Annotated in this window: 22 protein-coding genes; 12 read left to right on the forward strand and 10 right to left on the reverse strand. The window is 55.0% G+C overall.

The window, feature by feature from the left end:
- Window positions 1-68: 68 nt before the first annotated feature.
- Window positions 69-1,304, reverse strand: coding sequence for a hypothetical protein (locus tag KF752_02435; GenBank protein ID MBX3420392.1), 1,236 nt, complete (start codon window positions 1,302-1,304; stop codon window positions 69-71).
- 196 nt (window positions 1,305-1,500) lie between these two features.
- On the opposite strand from KF752_02435, the gene KF752_02440 reads away from it, so the two are divergent.
- The 3 genes from KF752_02440 (at window position 1,501) to KF752_02450 (ending at window position 3,141) form a co-directional block, all read left to right on the forward strand.
- Window positions 1,501-2,241 carry a hypothetical protein gene (locus tag KF752_02440; GenBank protein ID MBX3420393.1) on the forward strand — a complete coding sequence of 247 codons (741 nt, stop codon included), beginning with the start codon at window positions 1,501-1,503 and terminating at the stop codon, window positions 2,239-2,241.
- Between the two features lie 72 nt (window positions 2,242-2,313).
- Entirely contained in the window at window positions 2,314-2,868 is a 555-nt protein-coding gene (locus tag KF752_02445) for a hypothetical protein (protein ID MBX3420394.1), read from the forward strand.
- A 15-nt stretch (window positions 2,869-2,883) separates the two neighbouring features.
- Entirely contained in the window at window positions 2,884-3,141 is a 258-nt protein-coding gene (locus KF752_02450; protein ID MBX3420395.1) for a hypothetical protein, read from the forward strand.
- Between the two features lie 14 nt (window positions 3,142-3,155).
- Here KF752_02450 and KF752_02455 read toward each other — a convergent pair whose 3' ends face one another.
- From KF752_02455 to KF752_02480, 6 genes are all read right to left on the reverse strand, one after another.
- Complete coding sequence (locus KF752_02455) at window positions 3,156-4,103, reverse strand: deoxyribonuclease IV (GenBank protein ID MBX3420396.1); 948 nt, start codon at window positions 4,101-4,103, stop codon at window positions 3,156-3,158.
- A 329-nt stretch (window positions 4,104-4,432) separates the two neighbouring features.
- The gene (locus KF752_02460) at window positions 4,433-6,316 is read right to left on the reverse strand and encodes an arylsulfatase (GenBank protein MBX3420397.1); all 1,884 of its coding nucleotides are present in this window, start codon (window positions 6,314-6,316) and stop codon (window positions 4,433-4,435) included.
- Window positions 6,306-7,637, reverse strand: coding sequence for a sulfatase-like hydrolase/transferase (locus KF752_02465; protein MBX3420398.1), 1,332 nt, complete (start codon window positions 7,635-7,637; stop codon window positions 6,306-6,308). The genes KF752_02460 and KF752_02465 overlap by 11 nt, the downstream gene beginning before the upstream one ends.
- A 136-nt stretch (window positions 7,638-7,773) precedes the next feature.
- On the reverse strand, window positions 7,774-7,974 hold the full coding sequence (locus KF752_02470; protein ID MBX3420399.1) for a hypothetical protein: 201 nt from the start codon (window positions 7,972-7,974) through the stop codon (window positions 7,774-7,776).
- Window positions 7,975-8,254: 280 nt separating this feature from the next.
- Entirely contained in the window at window positions 8,255-11,248 is a 2,994-nt protein-coding gene (locus KF752_02475; protein MBX3420400.1) for a serine/threonine protein kinase, read from the reverse strand.
- Window positions 11,238-11,891, reverse strand: coding sequence for a sigma-70 family RNA polymerase sigma factor (locus tag KF752_02480; GenBank protein MBX3420401.1), 654 nt, complete (start codon window positions 11,889-11,891; stop codon window positions 11,238-11,240). Before KF752_02480 ends, KF752_02475 begins: the two co-directional genes overlap by 11 nt.
- Before the next feature lie 330 nt (window positions 11,892-12,221).
- On the opposite strand from KF752_02480, the gene KF752_02485 reads away from it, so the two are divergent.
- Genes KF752_02485 through KF752_02495 form a run of 3 tightly spaced genes read left to right on the forward strand, consistent with a single transcriptional unit; the run spans window position 12,222 to window position 15,205 of the window.
- Entirely contained in the window at window positions 12,222-12,827 is a 606-nt protein-coding gene (locus KF752_02485; GenBank protein ID MBX3420402.1) for a hypothetical protein, read from the forward strand.
- 49 nt (window positions 12,828-12,876) lie between these two features.
- Window positions 12,877-13,758: a VOC family protein gene (locus KF752_02490; protein MBX3420403.1), complete on the forward strand. Its 882-nt coding sequence runs from the start codon at window positions 12,877-12,879 to the stop codon at window positions 13,756-13,758.
- Window positions 13,759-13,777: 19 nt separating this feature from the next.
- Entirely contained in the window at window positions 13,778-15,205 is a 1,428-nt protein-coding gene (locus KF752_02495) for a PQQ-binding-like beta-propeller repeat protein (protein MBX3420404.1), read from the forward strand.
- A gap of 201 nt (window positions 15,206-15,406) precedes the next feature.
- Here the strand turns inward: KF752_02495 and KF752_02500 are convergent, their stop codons facing one another.
- Window positions 15,407-16,756, reverse strand: a complete 1,350-nt coding sequence (locus tag KF752_02500; GenBank protein MBX3420405.1) for a PQQ-binding-like beta-propeller repeat protein — start codon at window positions 16,754-16,756, stop codon at window positions 15,407-15,409.
- 455 nt (window positions 16,757-17,211) lie between these two features.
- On the opposite strand from KF752_02500, the gene KF752_02505 reads away from it, so the two are divergent.
- Window positions 17,212-18,246 (forward strand): hypothetical protein, encoded by a 1,035-nt coding sequence (locus tag KF752_02505; GenBank protein MBX3420406.1) that lies wholly within the window; start codon window positions 17,212-17,214, stop codon window positions 18,244-18,246.
- Between the two features lie 19 nt (window positions 18,247-18,265).
- On the opposite strand, the gene KF752_02510 is transcribed toward KF752_02505, so the two are convergent.
- Window positions 18,266-18,451, reverse strand: a complete 186-nt coding sequence (locus KF752_02510; GenBank protein ID MBX3420407.1) for a hypothetical protein — start codon at window positions 18,449-18,451, stop codon at window positions 18,266-18,268.
- 349 nt (window positions 18,452-18,800) lie between these two features.
- Here KF752_02510 and rpsB point away from each other — a divergent pair, with 349 nt between their 5' ends.
- The 5 genes from rpsB (at window position 18,801) to KF752_02535 (ending at window position 24,664) form a co-directional block, all read left to right on the forward strand.
- Window positions 18,801-19,550, forward strand: a complete 750-nt coding sequence (gene rpsB / locus KF752_02515; GenBank protein MBX3420408.1) for a 30S ribosomal protein S2 — start codon at window positions 18,801-18,803, stop codon at window positions 19,548-19,550.
- A 48-nt stretch (window positions 19,551-19,598) separates the two neighbouring features.
- Window positions 19,599-20,579: an elongation factor Ts gene (locus tag KF752_02520; protein ID MBX3420409.1), complete on the forward strand. Its 981-nt coding sequence runs from the start codon at window positions 19,599-19,601 to the stop codon at window positions 20,577-20,579.
- Between the two features lie 135 nt (window positions 20,580-20,714).
- Window positions 20,715-21,470 carry a UMP kinase gene (gene pyrH / locus KF752_02525; GenBank protein MBX3420410.1) on the forward strand — a complete coding sequence of 252 codons (756 nt, stop codon included), beginning with the start codon at window positions 20,715-20,717 and terminating at the stop codon, window positions 21,468-21,470.
- Between the two features lie 85 nt (window positions 21,471-21,555).
- Entirely contained in the window at window positions 21,556-22,116 is a 561-nt protein-coding gene (gene frr / locus KF752_02530) for a ribosome recycling factor (GenBank protein MBX3420411.1), read from the forward strand.
- Window positions 22,117-22,180: 64 nt separating this feature from the next.
- Window positions 22,181-24,664 (forward strand): DNA gyrase subunit B, encoded by a 2,484-nt coding sequence (locus tag KF752_02535; protein MBX3420412.1) that lies wholly within the window; start codon window positions 22,181-22,183, stop codon window positions 24,662-24,664.
- 247 nt (window positions 24,665-24,911) lie between these two features.
- On the opposite strand, the gene KF752_02540 is transcribed toward KF752_02535, so the two are convergent.
- On the reverse strand, window positions 24,912-25,868 hold the full coding sequence (locus KF752_02540; protein MBX3420413.1) for a hypothetical protein: 957 nt from the start codon (window positions 25,866-25,868) through the stop codon (window positions 24,912-24,914).
- Between the last annotated feature and the right edge of the window lie 375 nt (window positions 25,869-26,243).

A 26,243-nucleotide genomic window follows, 5' to 3' on the forward strand; every position in this document is an offset into this window, starting at 1 on the left:
TGGGAGCGTGACAGGATATTCGAAGGATCGAACACTATTGTGCGCGGATTGTGCCGCACGTGAAGTCGTTATTGGGGCGAATTGAGAACGCCGGAATCCGATTTCGCGGGACGGATTGACGCACTGTGATCTTTCAGCGAACAGGCTAGCCCAGCTTGCTGACAAACATGTTCTAACAACTGCTGACTAGTGACGTTTTCGACTTTCAATTGCACCAAGCGATTGCGCTGGGCTACCGAGCAGTCGTCGGACCACCGCAACTGCCATCCAAAATTCTTGGCCAAGTTGCCCAACACCACTTCGACCGGCACCGGTTCCTGAATCTCCAGCGAGTATCGCTGCGGTTTGCTAGAGCCAGCCCGCTCCGGTGGTGGCAGACCGGAGGCCAGTACTTGCCAGTGTAGATTAGTTTGCCCCTGTACCCGCCAGCGTCCATCCGGTGAACGCTGCAATACTTCGCCTGGGAATTGACCGTGCAAGTGCTCGACCTTCGGCTGGCTGAGCGTAACTTGATACCAATCCTGCCACTGCGTGACGGTATCTAGAGCTTGTGTTTTAAGTCGCAGTGCAACTCCGCTCCTGTACGCGCGATTGTCGCTCTGCCGATCGTCGCCAAATTCACGATCCAGCATCGCTTGCAGATCAAAGCCGCCCAGCAGCAGGCTGATTTGAGTTGCCAGCGAACAAGCGGGCAGTTGACCGGCGTGAAACAAATCGTGGGGTAGTTCCACCGCTGACTCCACGTTCCAGTTGTTTAGGATGATTCGCAGCAATTCATTGGAACTAGTCAGGGCGGGCCATTCCAGTGGTTGTGACCGGTTAGATGTGGTCTGGCCTTTGCTGGCCAACTGGCCATGCAGTACAACGGCGGCTCGTTGCATGCGCGCCAGACAATCCGCTGGTGCAATCAAGTAGACATTCTCGATCAAACCTCCGGCAGCTCCCGTTGATTGCGCTAGTCGATCGAGCTGCTGTCCCAGGGTAGCCGATTGATCTGCGCTGCTTAAACTGACCAACTGTCCAGGGTCGATTCGGCGGTCGATCCAAATGCAAATACCGTATTGCTGCGAAATGCTGGCGACGGCGATTCGCAGCGGTTGATCCATCCACAAGTTGCATTCTCTCTGCATCTGCACCAGCGCTTGCCGACTGGTAGAACGCAACAGCAAATTAAAGGCGTTACGGTTCTCTTGAGCATTGGCCCAGGGCGTTATCCACAATCCGGCAACCAGCATCCAACCCGCTCCCCAGCCTAAGACTGCGCTTCCAGTCAAGAGGCCAAGTCGTGCGGGAGGATTCGGCATATTAGTCCTGAGAGTTAAAATCGAACCAATCGCAAGTTTTATCAGGCCGCAGGCCTACATCACGCTTATGCTGACAATCTACCGGCATGATGGGCTTACGGCGTTTCACGGTCCACTCCGTCAGACTCTCCAGGGCGGCAGCCGACGCAGAGATTGATTTGCCGTGGTGGACGATCCAATTATACTGGAGTCAAAGATGTTTGTCCCGATCAGCCAAACGGGCATGGATGTGGCTGAGTTTCCCCCAAAGTGTACTAGCCAAAGCAACCCATCAGTGCCCGAGCCAGCCACACGAACTTCGATCCTTGTGAAGTACTATCATCGCTACCTTAGCGATGGGGACACGCCGCGCTTGATTGTTGCCATTGCGCGACGGTTTCTACCATCTACGCTGCAGCGGCTGTTGACCGACGGTGGCGTTCAAGAGCGTCGTGCAGCCGCGTTGGCCATTGGCTTGTTAGGCGACAACAGCGACGTATCGTTCTTAGGCCCGCTTCTGCGCAGCAATGATCGTCGCTTGCGCTTGGTAGCGGATGACTCGTTGCGAGCCATCGCTGCGCGCGAAGGCTCTGCCGAGCAACGGCAGATTTTGGAGCGAGTGATTCGCTACAACGAATGCGGCCATTACGCTAATGCGATTGAACTGGCGTCCGGCGTGATCGACTCCACCGGCGGTACGGCAGAATTTTTTCATCAGCGCTCGCTGGCGCTGTTTCAGCTTGACAGCCTGGATAGCGCAGTTGCGGATTGCTTGCAAGTGCTAAAACTGAATACTTATCACTACGCGGCGATGGTAGGCTTGGGCCACTGCTACCTGGAACGCCGCGACTTGGTCAAATCGTTGCATTGGTTCCGCCAGGCGCTGGATGTCTACCCTGACTTGGAGCCGGTACGCATGCAAATTCGCCGATTGCAGCGAGATATTCAAGAGCTGTGACCCGCGAGCCGATGGATAGCTTGTGCGGTGTGGGGCGATGCGGTAGGCTGAACGGTTTGAGGGAGTAAACCGGTGGGGCGCACGCTATCCCATTCACAGCAACTTGACGATCTGATCGCGCTGTTCTACGTTGACCCAGCTCTATTGGGACAATTTCAAAGTATCACGGCGGACCAGTGCCCCACCGTGTATCGTCGCCTGTTGGCGCACACCGGGCACATGACCCTTACGGTCGAGCAACATCACGGACAGCCGGTTGACGTTCAGGTTCTGGCCGATCGCCAACTTGGCTCCACCTACCAGCGCCAGATACTGCTGCGACGTCGATCCGATCAGCGAGTCGTTCAGTTCGGCATTGTCAGCCTGGCCCTGGATTCGCTGTCTGAGCAGGTGCAAGCCGCGATTACCAGCAAGCAGATTCCGCTGGGCCGCATTCTGATCCAGCACGATGTGCTGCGACAGGTTCATTTGAGCGACTTATGGCGAGTCGAGTGCGGCGACGAACTGGCCGCTTATTTTGCAGTCCCGGCGGGGAGCGTCACCTTTGGTCGCACCGCGCAGATCGCTGTGGGAACGACGCCGGCTGTACAGCTATTGGAAATCGTGGCCCCAGAGACGGACCATTAATGGAGCTTGCCTGACGTGCCAACTGAACCACCTCAACGCCCCAACACTGCTGAGTTGGACATCAGCTCTGATCCCCCCCTTCTCGGTCGCCGCTCGTCATCCACAGGACAGAGTGCCAAGCCAGTAGCTCGGCAACCCGTGCGTATCTTTTTCGGCTGTTGCCGCGCCTATGCGCTGCTGACACCGCCACAGCACGTGCTGGTTGGAAAATCCGATTTATGGCGCGCTCACTGTCCGCGTTGCGGCGAACTGGTCGAAGTCTTTTTTCAGTAGTTGGCAGCCCGTCGCTACCTGGAAGCGGCTAGAGAGCGTAGAGCAGCTAGATTGCGCTCATCCCAATCGACACCGTTGTCGTCCACCCCTTTTTCCGTTTCCAGGTACATGGGAAGCATCCGAAACTCGGGGGCGTGCAGAAACAACTGCCATCCCTCCTGACCGATGCGGCCCAGGCCAATATGCTCATGGCGATCGACGCGACTACCGCAATCCTTCAGGCTGTCGTTAGCATGCACCGCGCCAATGCGCTCCAGCACACGATACTGACGCAGTTCATCGATCATCGCTTGTAGACCGGCCGGCGAGCGAAAATCGTAACCGGCAGCCAGCGCATGGCAGGTATCCCAGCACACGCCCAGCAGTTCACAATCGAGCGTTTCCAACAGCCAACCCAATTGCTCGATTTTCCAACCCAGACAACTTCCTTGGCCAGCCGTGTTTTCCAATAGCAGGCTACAGCGTTTGGGAGCAACCCGCCGGAGCGCCTCGCTAACTCCGCGCACGATATTGTGCATTCCCTGCTCGGGCGTAGCCGTCGTATGCGAACCTGGATGCAGCACGATACCATCCAGGCCGAGCTGTTCAGCGCGACTCCATTCAATCACCAACGCCGCTACCGACTTTTCCCAGAGTGCCGAGTCGCTCGACGCCAGATTGATCAAGTAGCAGGCATGGGCGATAGGCGCAACCAGTTCGGTAGTCGCCAGATAGCTTCTAAACTCTGCAGGATCTTCGCTCGCCGCACCACCCACACGACCAGCGCTCGTCGCCGATTCCAGTGTGGCAACTTTAGCGGAACGGCTCTTGACCGAACGCAGCGGAATCAACCCTTGGGGAGAAGGCCAACTGCGTGGCGAGCTGACGAACACTTGTAAGCACTGGCAGCCCAACTGCTGAGCCCGATCCACGCCCGCCAACAAACCACCGGCACAACTAACATGGGAACCAAAGCAATACATACTGTCCAAATTCGTAACTGTTGACAGAAGGGCAGGGGAGCAACAAGTCGAACCCAGTAAGGCACGACCCGGCCGGGCTAATGCATTCAGTATCAGATAGACTCCAGTAGCTTGGAAGGCTGTCAGAGGGCATCGAGCCCCAAATTGGTTCAACCCGGCGCGGCCCCACCAGTAGTGTGGCAGAGTCTTTCGTATACTTTCCTAAAATAAAACCCTCCAGTGTAGACATCACGTTTTACTGAAGATTGTCAACAGACAACCACCCGATTGGCAATGACGACTAAATAGAAGGTAATCAGCCTACTTGCGACACTCGAAGTTGATGACGATTATTCGATGCGACGGATGCTGAGGTAGAAGACGGGGGAAAGCAATTGTCCTTTGGCATCCTCGAAGTAGGCCTGCAGTTGCGACGGTCCAGCTTGACAGTCCAGTTGAACGAGCGCTGCGCATTGATCCAGTTCTACCGGAATGCGGTGGGCTTGGTCGCCCAGTCGCAAAGTGGCCGATGCGATGGGCAGGGCCGCTCCAGATTCATATCCAGCATGATCAGGCGTCTGCGCATCGCTGGGAGTCCACGTAGGCGCGGCCGCGCCTAGCGCCAGTCCAGACTCCAGGGGCCAGCGTCGCAACTGGAACTCGTAGGTTGCATTTCGATCGAATTCGATATCCCAGATTCCTTTCCGCTTGACGTCACCTTTCCTCACCCGCTCCAGGCTGCTAAGGGCTCCATCTCGCCACTCGGCACTGCTCAGCATTACCAACTCTTGAGCCGGATTGCCGACAACGACTCGGGATCGCATGCGTGTCAGCGGCTCGACCTCGGACCACCACCGGTCATAGGCGGCTCGCAGCTCAGCAGCTTTTTCCGGATAGTCATCGATCAGGTTGTTCTGTTGCCGTGGATCTCGGTCCAGGTCGTACAATTCCGGCCCACCTTCTGCCAAGCCGCGAATGTCGGAGAGCAATCGCCAAGAACCCTGTAGGACACAGGTCATACGAAACGGCTCTGGGAGTCCATATTGCACGATTAGCGTCCGCTCAGGCGCATCGCCTTGGAACCTCAGCGACTGCACCAAACTGATACCGTCGAAGTGACATTCCTCAAGCGGCTGGGCAGCACAAAGTTCCAGTATGGTTGGCAAGAGGTCTTGCACCTGGGTCAATCCTTGGAAATCTCGGCCTTGACCGTCGCCACCTAACCCGCCTGCTGGCCAGCGAACGAAACATGGAACGCGATGCCCACCTTCGGTCATACGCGATTTACCGCCGCGCATCCCAGCGTTGTAGTGATCAATCAGTGCGTAGCCACCATTGTCGCTCAAGAAGATGACCAGGGTGTCTTCCATGCTGCCGGTCGACTGAAGAAACTTTTCCAAACGGCCCATGTTCAGATCAACGTTGGCCAGCATCGCCAAGTATCCGATTTGACCTTCGGTCAACTGAGGGAACTGAGGCCGAATTGACTCGCGCATGTGGCGGGGAGCCCATTGAGGGCCATGCACTACGTTCAGCGGAATATAGCAAAAAAATGGACGCTCCGCCGACAACTGCTCACGCATCCATGACATAGCTTGCTCGAAAAATATGTCGCTGCAGTAGCCAGAGAACTGTTGAAGCTGGTCGGTGTGCGTGCGCAAGGTAGGATCAAAGTAGTCATTGCACCAGTAGTCCGCTATGGAACCGATTTCCTGCAATCCGAAAGTAAGCACCCGCTGAAAGCCACGATCCTGTGGACGGTGAGGATAGTTTTCTCCTAAATGCCATTTGCCAAATATGCCTGTGGCGTAACCTGCGGCCTGCAGATACTGGGGCAGCAAGGGAATATCTCGACGCACCAACATCCGCGAACTGGCCACGATGCTACTGCCGTTGCGCATCGCATCTAAGCCTGTTAATAGCTGACCGCGCGTCGGAGAACACATGGGGGCGGCGTGAAAGTTGGTCAGTCGTATCGAGCTGGAATGCAATCGATCCAGGCTGGGCGTCGCGATAAACGGGCTGCCATGGCAGCCAATATCGCCATAGCCCATATCGTCGATCATCACCAAAACGACATTCGGCGGCGGTTTGAATTCAGTGGCCGCAGATGTACCGGCCGTAATTACGCCAACACTCAAAAACCATAGCCATCCCGCCATCAGCCGCCCGTAGATTTCATTGGAACTACAGTGCCCTTGGTCGGAAGGTATAGGTTGCTTGCTAGTCGTCATCCTGGCCGCTTTTTCGTTCGTTGGGTGGGCCATCCGCGAGCAAGACAGGCGCGGGCAGATTGGCCAACAATTGATCAAAGAATTGCCTAGCGACAGTTACCTGGGGATCGGTTGAGTCGGTTACCTCTAGATATCCTTGACCGTCGCGGTAGTTGCCACAGTCATACAGACGACCTGGACGCAGCGGTGAATTGTCTTCAAGCAACCAGCGCTGGGTGCGTAGAATTCTGCGGTCGGCTTGATATGAGAATATCCAAGGCCGTGTCGTTTCGGTTTGTCCAGTCAGAAACGGAGCCAGTGAGACTCCGTCGATAGGATGCTGAGGCGGCAAGTCTATTCCGGCAAAGTCGGCCAGCGTCGGCAAGATGTCCGAAAGATCAGACAACTCCATCGTCGAACCTCGCGTTTTTACAATACCTGGACCATCAATAATTAAGGGCACGCGCGCTCCACGTTCGGTGGGCTCGGATTTGCCGCCTCGGCCCGAGCCATTGTCTCCTGTGAAGATGACCATCGTATTTTCCTGCAATGCATGTGTACGTAATGCGTCTACGATGCGCCCAACTATTTTGTCTGCGTATTCGACGTTGGCGGAAAAATGCCGTTTATCCTTGTCGAATTTCTCGTTCTCCGTTCGAAGGCTGTCTGGTGTGGCGACCCAGGGACTGTGTGTGAGAGCCATTGGATAATAGATCAAGAAAGGATGCTGTCGATTGCGTTGGATGAATTCAACCACAAACTTAGCAAATATGTCGGGGCCGTAGTCATCGACTGTGGTGGGTACCCATTTCCCGTTTCGAATAATGCTGGGATGCCAATACCGAGACCGAAACTGGACGCCTGCTTGTCGAGCCAATCGCCGTTGATCGTCGCTGTAGTATTCTCCAAATGCCCAGCAACAATATTCGTCGAATCCACACTCCCGAATCAATCCAGGCGGTCGCCCAGACAACTGCCACTTGCCGACCATGGCCGTAGTGTAGCCTGCATCTTTGAGGAGTTTGGAAAAGGTTAAATGTTTAGCGATATCGTCCACACCTGCATGTTTCTCGGGAGGTCCACCGCGACTTCCCGCAAAGTTGTAGACTCCGTTTCTAGCCCCGTACTGTCCGGTCATGATCATAAAACGAGTAGGATGGCAAACTGGACAGGCAAAGGCCGTTTCGAACTTAACCCCGTGCTCGGCAAGTCGGTCTAGATTGGGAGTTCGCTGAGTAGGATGGCCATAACAGCCCAGTTCGCTGGCACTCAAATCATCGGCCATGATGACAACGAAGTTCGGTGGCCGTGGCGGAGCGTCATCGCCCCGCGCTGGAGTCATTAGCCCGGTACAACATGACAATACAAGAGCAAGCAAGCAGAGCATATTCCTGTGCAACCATCTCATAAAACAGCGAGTCACGATTTTATTCTCTATTAAGCGGGAAACCTCAAGCCATCGGCTCTTGAAAAAGGAACTAGGGACGCTTGCGCTCGAACGGTTTGCTGGCTTCCGGACCTTCGTCCAATATTCGCGAAAGCTCCGACAACAGCGGAGCTAGGTCTGGCCAGCCAGCCAGACTTTTTCGCTCGTGCGGATCGGGTTCATGGTCGTACAATGCCAGCGATCCATCTGGGGTGTCAATGGTACTCCATAGCAACCGATCGACATTTTCCAATCATCGGCCCTCAGCAGCAAGACGCTCAACCCTCGTCCTGGCTGATCATACCTGCCAACTGTGGCTGGCTTTGGCCGCCTGCAACCTGGCGCAGTATCCAACGGTCGTCACCAGCAGGACGACTGCGACAAGCCGCTGAGCCACAGGTAGCCCTCCCCGAAAAGATTCAATGGGGCTAATCTACACGTCATCATTCTACCTGGAATCACCTCAAGTTTAAGCGAAAACTTCAGTGTCGCGCATCGCTGGCGGGTCTTGCGCAATAAAAAGCTGGATGTGCTTAAAGATTCGTGTTTTGGCTTGAGGTGCTAGAGCCCTCAGCTCGACGAAGATGCTCGGCGGCAATGGATTGAAAATGCGACGCACGCTCTGCGTTGCCCTGCTGAGTCAATATTTCGGCAAGTTGCCGATAGTGCTCCCAGAGTGATCGATGGACAAACAGCATGTCCGGTGACAGTCTGAGAATTTGTTCTAGGGATTCAATGGAGGAGTCAACTAGTGCCTGGGCTTCAGCGTACTGCTGTGCCCGTAGCAAACTGTCCGACATCGACTCCTGCATCTTTGCCAACCACAGTCGATAGGAGAGTGCGTCGGGGAACTGTTCGACCAGGGCTGCTTGCAATTTTACAGCGGAACCGTATCGAACTATCGACTGGCTCAGGATACTCTGTGACTGCTCCGTGGACTCACTGTTTACTGATCGAAGCAGGGCGGTACCCAACCGGTGATTGATATGGGCTAGTGAGTGTGCGTAGTCGGGAATGTTGGGATGTTCGTTGACAAGGCTCTCCGCCAGAGCCACAGCCTGCTGTAGACGCTCGATCACCTCTGGCAGATGAGCGTTGCGCAAGCGACGCATGTCGATGCTGGCGTATGTGTCGCTCAATTCATTCTTATATTCCGCCACTCCGGGAAATCTGCTGATCAGCCCCTCCAGTAGCTGGATGGCTTGCGTGATATCTGGCGATCGGAAGTCACGAGCGCGTTCTCTGTAGCACAGCGCCATGAGATAGAGATACTCGGGATGATCAGGCTCTTCTGCCTGAACTAAGAGTGCTGACAACAAGTCGATGGCTTTGTTAAGATTCTCCGCTTGATCTTCGGAATCACCTGCTGGTGAATCAGAATGTCGACTCAAGGACGATGGCGGTCGAACTGCAGGCACCGCATGGCGACTACCGACCGAATCTCGACCTGGCATTCCTGGCCGTCGTTTGGAGAGCAGGTACCAGGTGCGTGCCAATTCGAATCGCGTAGCATCCGATGCTGCTGCCTCTCTGGCGACGGGGGTCAACATGCTCTGTGCTGTATTGAAAGATTTCTGGGCATCCTCCAACCTTTGCCAGGCTCGATAGACAATTCCCAGGTCGTTGTGAAGGCGTGCCACTTGCCAGGTGGTAGTTGCAGGCACGGGTGCGTCAGCCGCCAGCTGCTGGTAACGAGCGATACTGCTCAGGTACGCTTGCTCTGCTTGATCGTATGCTCCCAGCCGCAAGTGGATGTCGCCAACGCGACGACTAGCGTCCGCCGCTTCCACGAGGAGCGTTGGACTATCGATGTCCTGCTGGGACAGGCGATCATAGCAGCTCAACAAGTCTGCCAACAAGGCAGCCGACTCTTTGGACAGCACGGGCTGGTCGAGCACTGCCGCATCTTTCCCCTCGGCTCCGGCCAGGATCGAATTCTTGCGCTGCGCCATTGGATTAGGAGCCAGTCGATTGAAAACCCGATCCAGGGCTTCGCGCAATATTTGCAGGGTCGATTCCGCCTTAGCTTTCTCCGCTTCAACAAGCTGCCGCTGCTCGAATTCTCTAGCCAGTGCAGCTTGGGTGCGGATGTAACCCGTACTGGCGGCAACAGCAACCAGAATCAGCAGCAACAGTGTCAGACCCGATAACGATGCAACTGCTGGATTGCGGCGGCACCATTTAACCAGCCGCTCGACAAGCGTAGCGGGCCGCGCCTGAATGGGGCGATCTTCCAGGAAGCAAGCCAAATCTTGTGCCAAGGCCCCTGCCGAAGCGTATCGCTCCCCGGGTTCACTGGCACAGGCCTTCAGCACAATCGTTTCCAGGTCGCGGGGGATTGAGGAATTCAGTTTGGTGGGTGGCACGATCTGCCACGCTTGCCCGGTTGGAACGGGCAAATGCGCACTTCGAGGATCCTGCAGGGCCGGCGACAGCGTGAGCATCTCGTACAGAGTCAAGCCAAAGCTGTAAATATCCGAGCGATGGTCGGCCGCACCGCGAAACTGCTCGGGCGACATGTAGCGCAGTGTACCCACAATATCTCCGGTGCGACTGACATCGTCATCTTCCAGCGCTTTTGCCAGCCCGAAATCAGCGATCCACACGGCCCCATGGCGATCTAACAAGAGGTTACCGGGTTTGATATCGCGATGCAGAACTTTCTGACGGTGCGCATAGTCCAGAGCACTGGCGATCTGCCAACCGATTTGCGCGACACTTCGACAATAGTTGGTGCCGAGCGAGAAGGCTGTTCCCTGTTCAATGTCAAACTCCAGGTCGAGCATAGGCGGGTTAAGGCTGTCGGCCCGCGTTGACGTAATAGCGGTAGAGGCCGCTTCAGTTGATTGCGCTGCCGAACGAAGAAAATTCGAACGCCTGAAGACTCCGCTTTTTAAGGCCGACACAACTTCAGAGATTTGCTTGGCTCGAGCATCTCCCCAGTGTGTCAAACTGCTACTTAATAGCCTGGCATCCGTTCTTAGTCGTCGATTGATATCTAACAATACTTCGTCCAGCCCCACCCCTTCGATCAATTGCATCACATAGTAATGATGCCCCTCACAGTCACCGACACCGAACACCGGCACAATATTCGTATGGTGCAAACTCGCAGCCATTCGAGCCTCACGATGAAAACGCTGCAAGTGTTTGTCGTTCAGCAGAGCCTGTCGGGCCAGTATTTTTACAGCGACCTTTCGCCCCAGCGTTTCTTGATAGGCTTCGTAGACGATTCCCATACCGCCGCGCCCAATTTCTTGCACGATTCGATAGTCGCCCACACGCTCAAGCGGTCGCGCATTGAGCGGTGTGGGGTGTTTCACCAGCCCAGGCTCTTGCGGCTGGAGCTGCTCGATAGCGGCGATGGCCGGGAACAATCGCGCTATGGTGGCACTATGAGCCGGATACCGGGCGACAAATTCTTCAATCTGCGGGTTGTCACCGGCCCGACACCGCTGGCTGAACTCCTCCGCGATACGATCCAGCGGATTGCGATCCGCGTCAAATTCTTCCGTTTCATTGGCCATCGGGCATCACCTCGATCATGATGATTCGCAGCCGCTCGAGCGCTCGGACATATCGATTGCTGGCGGCCTGTTTTTGTATACCCAATACTTCGGCGACTTCGTTGTTCGTTAAGTGTTCGAAATGCCTCAGTGCCAAGACTTCGCGGTCAATGGGGTCCATCGCATCGAGCGATTGCCTTAATAATGCAGCCCGTTCGTCGCGCATCAATGCCTGACTGGGCGAGGTTGCGTCGCCTGCTAGCTTCGATGACAACGACACTGAAGTGGCTTCGGAGTGCGCCGACCAATGCAGCGGCAATTCTCGCCCAGCGTCTCGTTTTTGAACTTCCAAGTTTAGTCGATGAATCGTTAGCAGTGTTTGCCAAGTGATTTGCCTGGCCCAGACAAAGAAAGACGTCTTGGGATCTGTGACAAATTCGTGGATGCGGCGAGATATTTCTACGAATGCTTCCTGCAAGACATCAGTGGGGTCAACACGCCCGTAAAGTCGCTGGTCCAGTCGAAAACTTACCATACGCTGAAGCTGCGGTTGATACTTGGTGAATAGCTCGGCCAGGGCCGCCGAACCTGACCGCCGCAGGAAGTCAAGCTCGTCAAAGTCTGAGTTGGATAAACCGGCCAAAGGCGATTGCGTTTGTGACATGATCGTTCGATTCGCTTGATTCCAATTTACTTTTTCTATTAACTGAAAAGACCGGCGAGTTGTCCACTGGATATGTCAAAAAACTCGACCTGTGCGGTTAAAGCTGGAATACTGCATTGACGCTTCATAGCTGCCAACTATCAGCTTAATAACTCCGGCCGGCTAGCAAGCCGCAGTCGACGTTTACAGGCTAGAAAACCACCAACCATCCCACCGCCCAGCTCAGAAATTTCTCCTCGGCGCGGTGGACGACCGCCAGGTTTATTCAGTTAACCCTACATGACAGTGGCGCGTAACGTACCGTGAACTCAATCAATCCAGGAGAAACCCATGCACCGCAATCGACTTTTACTAACCCTCGCGGTCCTGAGCGTGACTGCTGTTCAGGCGGTTGGCCAGCCACCCCGTGGTAGCGGTGCCAGCGGTCTGCTGGACAGACTGCGAGCCTTTGATGGTGACGGCGATGGCAAAGTCGCCCTGGATGAATTGCCGCCCCGCCTCAGATCGATGGCTAGCCGATTTGATGCTAACCAAGATGAATCCTTGGATTCAAGTGAGATGTCTCGTATTGCACAGGAGACTCCGCGTGGCGACCTGGGTGGCGGCCCTGATAGATCGGGACCTGCCATCGACAAAGAACTGATAGTGACCATGGCCATGTCGTTTGATGAGAACCAGGATGGCCAGTTGAGTAAGCAAGAACTCAGCAGGGCTGTGGACGAATTCATTAGCTCCGGATTATTCGGGGGAAGAGGACGAGGCGGCCCTGGTGGTTTCGGTCCACCGAGCAGCCTCGGACCGCCCAGTGGTTCTGGGCGACCGGGCGGCGCGGGGCGACCTGAGGGCTCCGGTCGACCAGGCGGTACAGAAGGACTCCAGCGCCGCTCAGACCAGGGTACGAGCCAAGATCAACCATCGCGGCCCGCATCGAATTAAGTCGATGGCACCAATCCGATCTTCTGAACCTGGTTCACAATTCTCCTCCATGCAAGGACTTCCAATCTTGACTCGACATACGGCTACGTTACTCAAGTCTCGCCGACGTTTTGTTCGCCACCTGGGTACGCTAGGCGCAGTGTACTGCTTTCCGGGCTGGACACGGTCGGCAGAAGTCAAGCCGGCCCACGGCGTCTTCCGCGCGGTGGAGCTGAATCATCTGTCGCTGGAGTTTGAGATGGCTCATCGAGCCGAAGAATTCTACCGCCAAGTCCTGGGCATGACGTCGGTGTCCCATGGCCGTGGTGGAACCGAAAAATTCATGCATTTTCAGCAGGGATTTGTCAATGTATTGGCGACGAATCGTAACACAATGAATCACTTTTGCATGAGCATTGAAGATTTCGACGGTCAGGCTGCGTTTCAGTTGCTGAGTCTGGCCCAGACAGAGCCGTTTCGGATGGGACAACGCAATCTGCACTGCTACGATCCGGATCGACTGAATGTGCAGGTACAGGAGGAACGTCATGGATGGGGGCGAATCAGCAGCGACACATTAACGGATGCTGATCGAGGCATATTCAAGACGGTGCGCATTCATCACATATCGTTGAACGTCACCAATCTCGAACTGTCCCAAGGATTCTATCAGGAGATATTTGGGCTTACCGGTGTCAGCGGCAATCCGGACACCACACGGCGGTTGTTGACCGTTGGTCCAAACGCCTATTTGGAACTTCACCAAGCTGATACGCCGGGAATGAACCACTGCTGTTTTGCCGTCGAGAGTTTTGATGCCTCCAATCTGCCAGAAGCCTTGATGACCTGGGCGGACGGCAAGATATCTCAGCCGGAACCCGGCGTAGTTCGCATCCAAGACCCGGGCGGCCACATTGTCGAAATCACGTCGCCTGATCATAAAATGTCGTAAGAATTGAGTGCTAGCCAACATGCTCTGCAGACGATCATTGCTGTTTCTATCGCCCGTTCTACTGGCAGGTGTTTGCCTAGTTGTGATTTTTGCCTGCAAGCCAAGAACCGCACGGCTCAGAGTGATCTTGCGTCCCGTGCCGCAACCTACCGTCGACTTGGCTACCGGACCGGCCCAGTCGTTAATGGCACCTAGATCACCCCAATCGCCCACATGGTCACGATTCCGAGGCGACAACGGAACCGGAACGAGCAGCGAAGTCAACATTCCAATTCAGTGGAGCGAGACTGAGAATCTTCAGTGGAAATGCAAATTGCCTGGAGCCGGTTCATCCAGCCCTATCCTCACAGAGCAATACGTATTTCTCACTGCCTATTCTGGCTACGGACAATCGTGGGCAACGGGCGAATTGAGCGCGCTCAAACGTCACGTGCTGTGTATCGATCGAACCGGAGGGACGATTGTTTGGGACAAGACCTATGACGCCACGCAGCAGGAAGATGCCTTTCAAGGCATGGGACTTCCTGAACATGGGTATGCGACCAATAGCTGTACCACCGACGGAGACAAAGTCTTTGCATTTCTTGGCAAGTCAGGCGTTGTGGCGTTTGATCTCGACGGCCACGAGCTATGGCGAGTGTCGGTAGGGACGGATTCAAGCAATCGCCACTGGGGTAGTGCCGCTAGCCTGATTCTCTACGATGATCTGGTCATCGTGAATGGTGCCGAGGAGAGTCAGACGCTCTATGGAATCAATAAGGCAGATGGACAGGTTGTATGGCAAGCTCCAGCAGGGTCATTGGAACTTTGTTATAGCACGCCAGCCGTTTGCCGTGTCAGCGATGACCGAGACGATCTGGTCCTGGCCGTGGCCGGAGAGATTTGGGGAATCAATCCGAAAACCGGCAAGCTGCTGTGGTACGCACTGACACCGATGGCCGGCAATCTATCGCCGAGTGTCATTATTGATGGCACCATGGCGTATGCTTTTGGTGGCCGACAACCCTCTGGGAGTGTAGCCGTCGAAGTTGGGGGCCAAGGAGACGTCACCCAGTCGCATGTTCGCTGGACTAGTCAGGCTACATCGTATGTATCAACGCCCGTGCTGGTCGCCGGAAAGTTCTACTGGATCGATGACCGCGGAATCTATTGTTGCCTGGATGCCTCGACCGGAAAGCAGCTTGTTCGAACACGTGGTCACGACCTGGGCGGTGGACGACCAGTGTATGCTTCTCCTATTGCCGTCAACAACACGATTTACATCCAATCGCGAAAGGCTGGGGTTCTGGTCTTAGACGCCAAAGAGGAGCTGACCATCGTGGCCCATAATCGCATCGCATCTGACGACAGTCAATTCAACGCAACGCCAGCCGTGGATCGAGGACAACTCTATTTGCGATCCGATGATTACTTGTATTGCTTCCGGCAAAATGGCTCGCAATTGTAAGCCAAGGTCGTGACTGCGAAGCTGCTGAAAATCGGGACTAAGACTCAGGCGGAAAAAAACTCTCCTATGTTTCTGGCGGTTTGATGATCAATGATTTAAAGGCCAACTGGTATTAGATAGCCGACTAGCTCAAGCGGCTAAGCTATAGCAATCAGCTACCAGGCAGGTCTTAACCATCCGTGGGGGTGTTACTCGTGGCTCTTATTGAGCGATCAATTGCAGACAGACCAACCGGTTGTTGCCACGGAGGTAGAGCAGTCCATGCGACAAAACGGGAGCGGCCCAACAGGGATATTCTAACAGAGGCTGGCCGTCGGGCCCCTTCAATGTCGATAAATCGCAAGTGGCCAGTGTGTCGAGCTTTTCAGAATTCGGGCGCACTAGGTCTAATCGTCCGTGCTCGCCGAACACGACCAGGTAGCCATCGACGGCCAGCACACTGCAGCGCTCATGACGACGGTCGGCCCACATGATTTGTCCGTCTTCCCATCGAATGCAACGGAAGTCGCTGTCTTGCGGATTGCGGCCGTTGCAACCGTACAGATAACCGTCGATCAACACCGGTGTGGCCCAGTGGGCCCGAAAGCGACAACGATTGCGCGGGCCTGCATCTTGCCATGCAACGGTCCAAGGCTGTTGAACTGCGTCTAACAACACGCTGCCGATTTCGTAGGACTCGGAGACTAACACGCGCCGGCCATCGGTCACAGGTACCGCCGCGTTGACGCTCTCCAACATGTCCGCACGCCATGGAAACTCGAATCGCTTCTGCCCAGTGTCTGGATCAAATGCCAGCAGGCCGCCGCGCAAAAAGGCCAAGCCAGTGGCTTGGCCAGCTACCGTTTGCACCGTCAGCGATGCGTAACTGGATAAATCATCACCGACTCGATACAGTTCTTTACCGGTCCGTTTATCAAATGCCACGATGGCCGAACCGTCGGGTTCTACCTGCCGCAATTGCTCCATCGGCAACTGCAGCGACCGTTGAGGACTGCCACCGATCATCACCAACAACTTGTCGCCGTGGACAACCGGATTGCTGCCAACTCCAAAAAAATTGGGGACGACACGATAGTCGCGAATGGTATTGCGGTTCCATAGCAGTTCGTGCGACTGAGCATCAATACAATACAGGTCGCCGGCCACGCCATACAAAAATATCAACTCGCCATCGACGATCGGCGAACAGCGCGGACCGTTGTTGTAACCGTAAGCGTCGTCGTAGCGCACGGGACGTTGCCAGTGCCACAACGCACCGGCCGTCATCACATCGTAGCAGGTCAATCGTTCTTGGTCGCCGTAGCGATCGAATTGGTACAGCCGCTGACCGACGACCGCCGGACCGCCATAGCTGGTGCCCAAGGGAATTGACCAAACAATGGGCGGATGTGGTTGCCACAAGCTGGCTTCAACACCCGTCTCGCGCGAGTGACCATTGCCTTGTGGACCAAGGAATACGCGCCAATCTTCGCCGCGTTCTAGCCAAGGTACCGCCATCGCCTTCGAAACCAAACGCTCAGCAGTCTGCTGCTCGCGTGGAGTGGCAGACATAGTGGACCCATTTGGCGAGCCATCGTCGTTAGGCTTGCTGCCAGCCAGCAGTGCGATGCAACCAATCAGCAGCCCTATTGAGACACGTTGGAAGCTCATGCGAGAGTCTGTTTTTTGCACAACCTTAAATCAGCGGTAAATTTCGAGGCGGCATTGCCTGATCCGGCCACCAACCGAGGGGCATCGCTTTCCTGGTCGCCTGAAACAGCAGTATAACGCGCCGACGGCCTAGCGATACCGACCCAGCGTCCAGGTCTGCCCCACGACATTGGATTCTCCCAGACATTGTCGGGCGCGATACAAATGCAGACTGCGACGTGAAGTGACTAGATGCGAATTGGCGCGCCCAGTGCCAGGCTCACTTTTTGACTTACCGTTTGAGGCTGATATCTAACTCCAGGTAGTTTTCATGAGTTTAAGGGGATGTTATTTTGGCTGGACCTCTGAGATTAAACATGATTCCCAATTTCACGATTTCCATTTGCCTCAAGCGGCTGGGTTGGCTGCTGCTGTCCTGCATCTTGAATCCGACGACTTCAGCCGAACGCGCCTTGGCTGAGGCGCCTGATTGGGTATTGGAGGCTCAGGCCAGTTGGTCAGCCCGCGATTCGCAGGCCGAGTGGGTCTATCGCGACCGTCTATGGATTGGTGGTGGCTGGATGAGCTCGTTCGAGGCGCCGCCGCGCGATGTCTGGTCGTCTGCGGACGGCTGTAATTGGCAGCTCGAGCAGCAGTCGGCCGATTGGATTCACAGCGATTTACCGATGAATTTGGTCTTTGACGATCGGATGTGGCTGCTGGGAGGCTGGCACAACGGTCGCCTACCAGGACATTCAGCCAGCAATCAAGTATGGTCTTCACGCAATGGCAAGTCATGGCGGCAAGTCGCGCCGGCTGCAGCCTGGTCACCGCGCTGCGCAGGGGTTGCACTTGAACATCGCCAGCGGATGTGGCTGTTGGGCGGCATCGAGAACTACTATTTTGGCAATGACAAAAGTTTGAAAAACGACATCTGGTCGTCGGCCGATGGCGCCGATTGGACCTGCATTACACAAAATGCCCCCTGGAGCCCGCGAGCCTATCACCAAGCGGTTTCTATGAATGGTTGTATTTACGTGGTAGGTGGTGGAAATTATGTTCCTGAACATCACGCACTGAGCGATGTATGGTCATCAGAAGATGGAGCTAATTGGACCCAGTTGTGCTCAGCAGCTGCCTGGAAGCCGCGAATCTGGTTTTCTGCAGCCGTCTATCGAAATCGAATTTGGGTTCTGGGCGGCTGGTCGCAGGAGAGCGGAAATCTGGGGGACGTTTGGCATTCGACCGATGGTGTGTCCTGGCAGCAATTACACACCGAACATTGCTGGAAAGCTCGCCACGAACATTCAGCCTTTGTCTTAGGCGACAAGCTATGGATTGCCGGCGGACATGCACAGCCGCTATCCAACGAAGTCTGGTCGTTAAGTCTGCCGCTAGATTGGCAGCCGTAAGTCCGTAACGCCAAGATGGCTACCCAGGATCGATTGGGACACCGGGCAATCCGCCAATTTCCTCCAAACCTACGGCGAGTGCCAGAAACGTAGCCACCGTCGGCAGTCGGTCAGCGGCATGGATTCCATCGTCTGGCGAGGGTAGCCATGCGAAGGTTACCACAGCCACACACTCCATGACAATCGGCTGTGACGTGGAAGCCAAATCGAATAAATGCCCAAGAATGGGGGCTCTCGTAAGTCGCCTGTTGGCACAGGGACATCGTCGATTAGCAGTTGACGATTACCCACTTCTAAGGCTATCCTCTACAGTTCATTTCAGAGCACACTACTGTTCAGGTGTGCACTACTACTTAGCCTTCCGGGCTCAAGTGCTGTAAGGCCTGTTTATTGACGGGTCTGTGTACTGTGGCGGAGTGGCTTGGTCTGCGAGCCGAACTCTAGTGGAGCGCTCAAGGCCGAGTTTCACGGCCCTCGTGTTGGTCGTCGCTAGCGGCGATTGAACCTGAGGTACATTGGCGAGTCGCGGAAACAACAGAAAGGTACCGATCGCAATGCAATCAGAATTTGTCAAGAACCTGGTCGAGGCCGGTGTGCATTTTGGCCACCGTGTCAGCCGCTGGAATCCCAAGATGAAGCCGTACATCTACGGCGTCAAGAATTCGATTCACATTCTGGATATCCGCGAGACGTTGCGTGGATTATTACGAGCCAAGAAGTATCTGAATCAAGTTGCTGCCGGCGGCAGCCTAGTGCTGTTTGTCGGGACCAAACGTCAGGCGTCTCAATCGGTCGAAGAGCAGGCGTTACGTTGCGGAATGCCGTTTGTCTCCGAGCGTTGGCTAGGCGGTGCGTTGACTAATTTCCGCACGATTCGCTCGCGAATGGGGCGACTGGAAGAACTGGAAACGATCATCAATTCAGAAGGAATCAACTCTTTTTCCAAGAAGATGCAGTCGGCGCTTAATCGCGAATATCGCAAGATATATCGCAATCTGAACGGCTTGCGAACGATGAACCGCTTGCCAGAGTGCTTGGTAGTCGTCGATCCTTCTAAGGAGAAGAATGCGATTCGCGAGGCTCGTCGCTTGGGAATCACCACGGTAGCGTTGATCGATACCGATTCGGACCCCGAGATGGTGGATCTGCCTATTCCTGGCAATGACGACGGCATTCGATCGATCGAGTTGCTGCTGAGCGAGCTGGCTAATGCTGTGCTGGCTGGCAAGGCACAGAATCCCGACATGCAAAAGAACCAGACATCGGAACCAGCGGAGCAATTGCAGGAAACCGCTTCAGCTTAACGCCCATCGCCTCAGCGTTCTGGCTGGCGGCATTGTACGAGGAGTAATATGACTACGATTTCAGCGAGTGATGTTGCCGAGCTCCGCAAGCAAACCGGAGCCGGCTTGATGGATTGCAAGAAGGCTCTTCAAGAATCGGCTGGCGATTACGAAGGTGCGCTGGACTATCTGCGGAAAAAAGGCCAGAAGGTTGCTGAAAAGCGCGCGGATCGACAAGCCAGTGAAGGCGTGGTCGTCAGCCATATCAGCGCCGACGGCAAAGTTGGCGTGTTATTGGCCTTGGCTTGCGAAACTGACTTTGTGGCTAAGAACGAGGGCTTTATCGAGTTGGCTACGCGCCTGCTGGACCTAGCCGTTAAGCATGGTGCCAAGTCGCCTGAGGAACTGTCTCAACTGACAATCGACGGCATGACGGTCGATGAGCGTCTGGTCGATCAAACCGGCAAGACTGGCGAGAAGATCGTGGTCTCCGCGTTGCATCGGTTGGAAGGCGAAAAGTTGGCCAGTTACGTTCACGCCGGTAGCAAAATCGGTGTGTTGGTCTCGTACCAAGACGGTGGACAGGCCGGTGGCCCCGAATTCTTCCGTGGTGTGGCGATGCACATCGCTGCCATGAAGCCGTCGATCATGAATTACACCGAACTGGATGCGGACTTTGTCGCTCGTGAAACCGAAGCGATGCAAAACCAAATTCGCGTCGAAAACGAAGACCGACAGCGACTGGGTAAGCCGCTGAAAGTCGTGCCCCAATTTGTCAGCCGCTTGCAGTTAACGTCGCAAGTCATGCAAGCTGCCGAAGAGGCCATCAAGGCAGAGTTAAAGGCCGAAGGCAAACCAGAGAAGATTTGGGATCGCATTCTGCCGGGCAAGATCGAGCGGTTTATCGCCGACAACACACTGTTGGATCAAGAGCGCTGCTTGCTGAATCAGAACTTCGCTCTGGACGACACTAAGTCAGTGGACGCTGCGGTGAAGGCTTTTCATAGTCAAGCAGCCATCATCGCTTTTAAGCGAGTTGCTGTTGGCTAGTTTTTGCGAGTGCTCACACGGCTTTTGTCTGGGTGTCACCACAGTCGTTTCAGCGGGCTGTGGTGCCGCTGGCAGTCAGCACGGGACAACTAGCTGCCGCCGCCCCAGGTTCCGATCCTCCTGAGAAACCAGCCTATGTCCGACGCAGCCACCGGCCCCGTTTTTCGCCGCGTAATCCTCAAGCTTTCGGGCGAAAGTCTCAGTCGCTCAGGCGAGCGCGGCATCAATATGGACGAGGTGATCGCGATCGCCAAGCAGGTTAAGCAGGCTCACGAACTGGGTTGTCAGATCGGCTTGGTGGTGGGTGGCGGAAATATCCTGCGCGGCGCGCAGTTCAAGACGTCGGCTGGGTCCTACATCGAAGCGGCTACTGCACACTACATGGGCATGTTAGCTACAGTTATCAATGCGCTGGCTCTGCAAGAGGGACTGGAATCGCTGGGTTGTGCGTCGCGCGTGATGTCGGCCATCCGCATGGACGGAGTCTGCGAGCCATTTATTCGACGCCGCGCCATCCGACACATGGAAAAAGGTCGGATCGTTATCCTCGCTGCCGGAACCGGAAGTCCGTTTGTGACCACGGACACAGCGGCTACGCAACGTGCTCTGGAACTGGGTGCCGATATCGTGCTCAAGGCTACGCGGGTGGATGGTGTTTATAGCGACGACCCCGAAAAGAATCCGCACGCCATTCTGCATCATGAACTGGATTACGATACGGTACTGCAACAAAATTTGAAGGTCATGGACGGCACGGCGATTTTGCAGTGTCGCGACCATCGGCTACCCATCCTAGTCTTCAATTTCAAGAAGGATGGCAATATAGTAAAGGCGATCAGCGGCACCCGCGTTGGAACGCGAGTTGGCCCTGTGGCCACCAGCGTAAGCTAGTCGCTTGATGGACTAACTAGATCGATGGTCGGCGCAGATCGAACATCGACGGCATTTCAATTCGCTAGCCCCAAGGATTTCTACTATGACGATCGACGATGCACTGTTGGATGCGGAAGAGCGAATGGAAAAGGCGGTCGGGGTGCTCAAGCACGCCCTCAGCGGAATTCGAACTGGACGTGCCACGCCAGGCCTGGTGGATAGCGTTCGCGTCGAGGTTTACGGCTCGCAATCACCGCTCAAGCAATTAGCTTCGATTGGTGCCCCCGAACCCAATCAATTGGTGATTCGACCCTATGACGTCAGTACGATCAAGGAAATTGAAAAGGCCATCGTGGCCAGCGACTTGGGGCTGAATCCTCAAAGCGATGGCAAGATCATTCGCATCAATATTCCGGCGCTCAGTACCGATGTGCGCAAGAAGCTGGTCGCCCGCATCAAAGAATTGTCTGAAGAAGCCAAGATTTCTATTCGCAGCATTCGCCGCGATGCCAACAAGCTGATTGAAACCGCCGAGAAAGATAAACAAATCGGCGAAGATGACTGCCAGCGACTTAAAGATGAAGTGCAAGAGTTGACAAAGAAATTTGAAGGCCAGGCCGGCGAACTGGCTAAGGCTCGCGAAGCCGACGTCATGGAAGAGTAATTAGCTGCAATGAATTGCGTCCTAAGCACACCGTTCCGGCCCCGGTAGCCTGAAATGAAGAATCATGTCTGACTCACAGAACCAGTCCAACACCCCACCCGATGAACAGATTACGCTGTCGAGTGATTCGACATACGATGCCGATTCGCTGAAGCACCTCAGCGATATGGAGCATGTGCGCGCTCGCCCGGCGATGTACATTGGCGATACGACCCTCAAAGGGCTGCACCATCTGGTCTACGAAGTCGTCGACAATTCGATCGACGAAGTCATGGCTGGCTACGCCAAGATGGTCAGCATCCAGATCAATCAGGATGGATCGGTAACGGTCGAGGATGATGGTCGCGGAATCCCAGTAGCACGTCACCCACAACTGAGTGAACAGATGCAGCGCGAAGTCAGTACGCTGGAAGGCGTGATGACGGTGCTTAAGTTCGGCGGAAAGTTCGAGAAGAAGGCCTATCAGACGTCAGGTGGTTTGCACGGCGTGGGGGTAACGGTCGTCAACTTCTTGTCGGCTTGGTGCGAAGTAGAAGTTAGTCGCGAAGGTTTTGTATGGACGCAAAGCTACGAGCGAGGTGTAGCCACCGGCCCTGTTGCCAAAGGACACGCCACGACCAAGATCGGTACTAAGACCACCTTCAAGCCCGATGCGGCCATCTTCCCTAATACCAAGTTTGTGTTTGATACGCTGTATAAGCGCTTGCAGGAGCTGGCGTTTCTCAATAGCGGGGTGCGCATACGGTTCAAAGACGAGCGCATCGGCGAATCCGATGAGTTTTATTACGAGCGTGGCATCGTTGAATTCGTTGAGCACCTCAATCGCGCTAGTGACGCTGTGCATCCCGATGTATTGCTGATCGAAGGTGACCGCGAAGGCGTTAGCTATCAAGTGGCTATGCAGTATTCCACGGAATACACCGAGAATGTACAGTCCTATGTCAACAATATCCATACGATTGAAGGTGGCACGCATGTCTCTGGTTTCCGCGCCGCGTTGACTCGAGCGCTGAACGCTTACGGCAAGAAAGAAAACTTGTTGGAGAACCTAGCACCCACCGGCGAGGACTTTCGCGAAGGCCTAACGGCCGTCATCAGCATTCGCGTACCGCACCCTCAATTCGAGGGACAGACCAAGACCAAGCTGGGTAACGGTGAAGTCGAGGGCATCATCACCACCGCTGTCGGCGAGGCTTTGCAAAAGTACTTGGAAGAAAATCCTAAGAGCGCCAAGTCCATTGTTAAAAAGGGATTGCTGGCCTGCGAAGCGCGCGAAGCGGCGCGCAAGGCTAAAGACTTGCTGCGACAGCGCAAGAACGCGCTGAGCGGCGGTGGACTGCCCGGCAAGCTGCGTGACTGCATTAGCAACAAGATGGAAGAGTGCGAAGTCTACCTGGTGGAAGGCGATTCCGCCGGTGGCAGCGCCGAAGGCGGTCGCTTCCGCGAATTCCAAGCGATCTTGCCGTTGCGCGGTAAGATCATCAACGCCTACAAGAGCCGCGAAGATAAGGTACTGGCTAACGAAGAAGTCAAGTCGATGATCCAAGCCATCGGTTGCGGTATCGGTGCCGATCAAGACATCAGCAAACGGCGCTACAACAAGGTCATCGTCATGACTGACGCCGACGTGGACGGATCTCACATTCGCACGCTTCTGTTGTGCTTTTTCTATCGGCAAATGTATCATTTGGTGGCCGGCGGTCACGTCTATTTAGCCCAGCCCCCGCTGTATCGCGTGGTGCGCGGGAAATCAAAGTACTACGTGCAAACCGACGAAGAGATGAAGTCGCAATTGCTTGAGCGTGGCTTGTCCGATTGCTGGTTGGAGACGGACACTGGGCGGCGCATCGAGGCATTTCAAATGCGCAAGCTGTGCGAAACATTGGCCAGCATGGAAGACGCTATTGTGGCACTTGAGCGTCGTGGTGTGAGCCTAAAGGAGCATTCCCAGCGGATGGATCCGGAAACTAAACGCCTACCGATTTTTTTGTTGACTGTCGGTAAAGATACGCAGTGGTTTCACTCACGCGATGCGCTGGATAGCTTTATCCAGCAGAACAACATCCAACTGGATGGCCAGGACAAAGGCGATCCAGCGGATACCAACGGCGATGGCGTTGTGGCGCACTATGTTGAGACGCACGAGGTCAAGTCAATCAATTCAGGGCTGAAGGATTTGCTGGAGCTGCAATTTACGATTGGCGACTTGATTCCTGAACAAAAGACGGGCAGTACCGAGTCCAAGTTTCATTTGCATCGCGAGGAGAATCGGATTGGTATCGACGACTTGCGAGCGCTGCTGCCTGCCATTCGCAGCGCCGGCGAGCGTGGAATGCAACTGACACGCTTTAAGGGGCTAGGCGAAATGAACCCCGAAGAATTGCGTGAAACCACATTGGATCGCAACAATCGAACATTGGTGCAGGTAACTCTAACCGATGCTGCCGCCGCCGACGAAATGTTCCGCGTCTTAATGGGCGACAAAGTCGAACCCCGTCGCCAATTCATCGAAAAGCACGCCCTAGAAGTGCGCAATCTGGACGTTTAGCCAGTATGGCTTGATTCGGCTAGGACAATCTGTGTAGTGCTTTCGTTCGGGCCGACAACTTAGCCGCTGACCGTAATCTCCTTCGAGCAATCCTCGAAACGACAGGTCTTCCTCCAGATCGGGCCAGTGTAGTCCAAAAGGGTGAAACTTCTGCGTTGTTAAGCGGTCGAGCAGTTCCGCGAGAAAGTCACGGATTGTCGGCAATAGGAACGCGAGTTACCACTCCGGTTTCCATCGCAACTGACAATTACGGCTCCTCAGCGACCGTGTCGGATCCAACCGCGCTGCGGCGCGCGGGTTTGGTAATGACGGTTAGTCGTGGAATGGTTGTGGTCCCGCCATGAAAGGTTCGGCCGGTTTCCAGATAGTGATCAAACACGAAGACCCCGTTTTTGGCGTTGCCGGCCCGCAAGCAACGCAGAATGGCCGGATGCTGACATTCTTGGCAGACGACGCGCAAGCCATGGCTGTCGACCAGTTGATGCACCAGCTTGGCGAACTGTTGGTTCTCAGTCAGACTGCCAAACGACCAACCGTGGAATTTTGCCAAGCGACCATCAATGGTTAGACGGATTTGGCTTTGTAACGCCTGCAACTCGCCGCCCAGGCTCGTCAGCTCTTGGTGTGCTTGAGCCAGTTGCGCTTGCGGCATTGCCATGCGCCGTTTGAGTCCTAGATAGACTTTGTCAGCGAGTAGTTCGGCAGCACGCAGGTACAATTGCTTATGCTGCACGGATAGCTCAGCATGTTGTGGCGGCAACACGATCTCCAGCAACGCAATTGGCTCGGTTAAATGCAGGATTGGCGCGAACAGCAGCCGGTGGCCAGTTGGATTGTAGTTGGCGGCGGAGGATGGTGGTCCACTTGGCTGTGTGTTGCCGCCGGTCGTACCGGCAGGTTCAATCATCAGCGACTTCTTTTGATACCACGCGAATTGTACCAACCGCTCATGTTTCTTCTGCTGCGCCACCGACGGTAACACCTGCTCCATGCGATAGCGGACGCCAAATACTGCACCTTGGATCTTCATCCAGGCTACGGCCGCCTGGGCACCAAGCAGATCGGCTAGCAGCGGTAGAAGCTGCTCCAGAAAACTTTGAAGCGGCAGATCGCTATCGACGATTGCCGACAATTGCCCGGTGCGTTGCGACGCATCGCCTGACTGCGGCAGTTGAGCCAGCGTCTGTTGCAGTACCGCAGTCATGTGGCGCTCGAATTCTCTGGCATGGACATTTTGGAATTACAAGCTTCAATCAGGAACGATAGTCATGCTCAGTGTAAGGGTGGCCGTACTCCCAACTCACGGAGTGAATCGGAGAACCACCAGGCGATGAGCACGAATCCGGACACTGACATCCACTTCAGTACAACCGCTATTTGCCTCACAGGGCGTGCGGCTCTTAAAAAACCCACCGCTGAGCGCAGTCAGCCACTCTGAAGACCCATTTCGTCTACGGTCTAGCGACGGATAATACCCAGGGGCACCGCACAAGCCCCCCCAAACGATGTATTTGCCTGTGCGCGGCAGTTTGTTTATACTCTTTGTTAATACAAAATGCAACTTCTCCTTGAAAGGGGA

This window comes from Pirellulaceae bacterium (assembly GCA_019636385.1).
Taxonomy (GTDB): Bacteria; Planctomycetota; Planctomycetia; order Pirellulales; family Pirellulaceae; genus Aureliella.

What these genes read in the sequence shown, in the direction of transcription:
- KF752_02435 (MBX3420392.1), bottom strand. Translation starts at nt 1,304, where the DNA reads ATGCCGAATCCTCCCGCACGACTTGGCCTCTTGACTGGAAGCGCAGTC.
- KF752_02440 (MBX3420393.1), top strand. Translation starts at nt 1,501, where the DNA reads ATGTTTGTCCCGATCAGCCAAACGGGCATGGATGTGGCTGAGTTTCCC.
- KF752_02455 (MBX3420396.1), bottom strand. Translation starts at nt 4,103, where the DNA reads ATGTATTGCTTTGGTTCCCATGTTAGTTGTGCCGGTGGTTTGTTGGCG.
- KF752_02460 (MBX3420397.1), bottom strand. Translation starts at nt 6,316, where the DNA reads ATGACGACTAGCAAGCAACCTATACCTTCCGACCAAGGGCACTGTAGT.
- KF752_02465 (MBX3420398.1), bottom strand. Translation starts at nt 7,637, where the DNA reads ATGACTCCAGCGCGGGGCGATGACGCTCCGCCACGGCCACCGAACTTC.
- KF752_02475 (MBX3420400.1), bottom strand. Translation starts at nt 11,248, where the DNA reads ATGGCCAATGAAACGGAAGAATTTGACGCGGATCGCAATCCGCTGGAT.
- KF752_02480 (MBX3420401.1), bottom strand. Translation starts at nt 11,891, where the DNA reads ATGTCACAAACGCAATCGCCTTTGGCCGGTTTATCCAACTCAGACTTT.
- KF752_02485 (MBX3420402.1), top strand. Translation starts at nt 12,222, where the DNA reads ATGCACCGCAATCGACTTTTACTAACCCTCGCGGTCCTGAGCGTGACT.
- KF752_02490 (MBX3420403.1), top strand. Translation starts at nt 12,877, where the DNA reads ATGCAAGGACTTCCAATCTTGACTCGACATACGGCTACGTTACTCAAG.
- KF752_02495 (MBX3420404.1), top strand. Translation starts at nt 13,778, where the DNA reads ATGCTCTGCAGACGATCATTGCTGTTTCTATCGCCCGTTCTACTGGCA.
- KF752_02500 (MBX3420405.1), bottom strand. Translation starts at nt 16,756, where the DNA reads ATGTCTGCCACTCCACGCGAGCAGCAGACTGCTGAGCGTTTGGTTTCG.
- KF752_02505 (MBX3420406.1), top strand. Translation starts at nt 17,212, where the DNA reads ATGATTCCCAATTTCACGATTTCCATTTGCCTCAAGCGGCTGGGTTGG.
- rpsB (MBX3420408.1), top strand. Translation starts at nt 18,801, where the DNA reads ATGCAATCAGAATTTGTCAAGAACCTGGTCGAGGCCGGTGTGCATTTT.
- KF752_02520 (MBX3420409.1), top strand. Translation starts at nt 19,599, where the DNA reads ATGACTACGATTTCAGCGAGTGATGTTGCCGAGCTCCGCAAGCAAACC.
- pyrH (MBX3420410.1), top strand. Translation starts at nt 20,715, where the DNA reads ATGTCCGACGCAGCCACCGGCCCCGTTTTTCGCCGCGTAATCCTCAAG.
- frr (MBX3420411.1), top strand. Translation starts at nt 21,556, where the DNA reads ATGACGATCGACGATGCACTGTTGGATGCGGAAGAGCGAATGGAAAAG.
- KF752_02535 (MBX3420412.1), top strand. Translation starts at nt 22,181, where the DNA reads ATGTCTGACTCACAGAACCAGTCCAACACCCCACCCGATGAACAGATT.
- KF752_02540 (MBX3420413.1), bottom strand. Translation starts at nt 25,868, where the DNA reads ATGACTGCGGTACTGCAACAGACGCTGGCTCAACTGCCGCAGTCAGGC.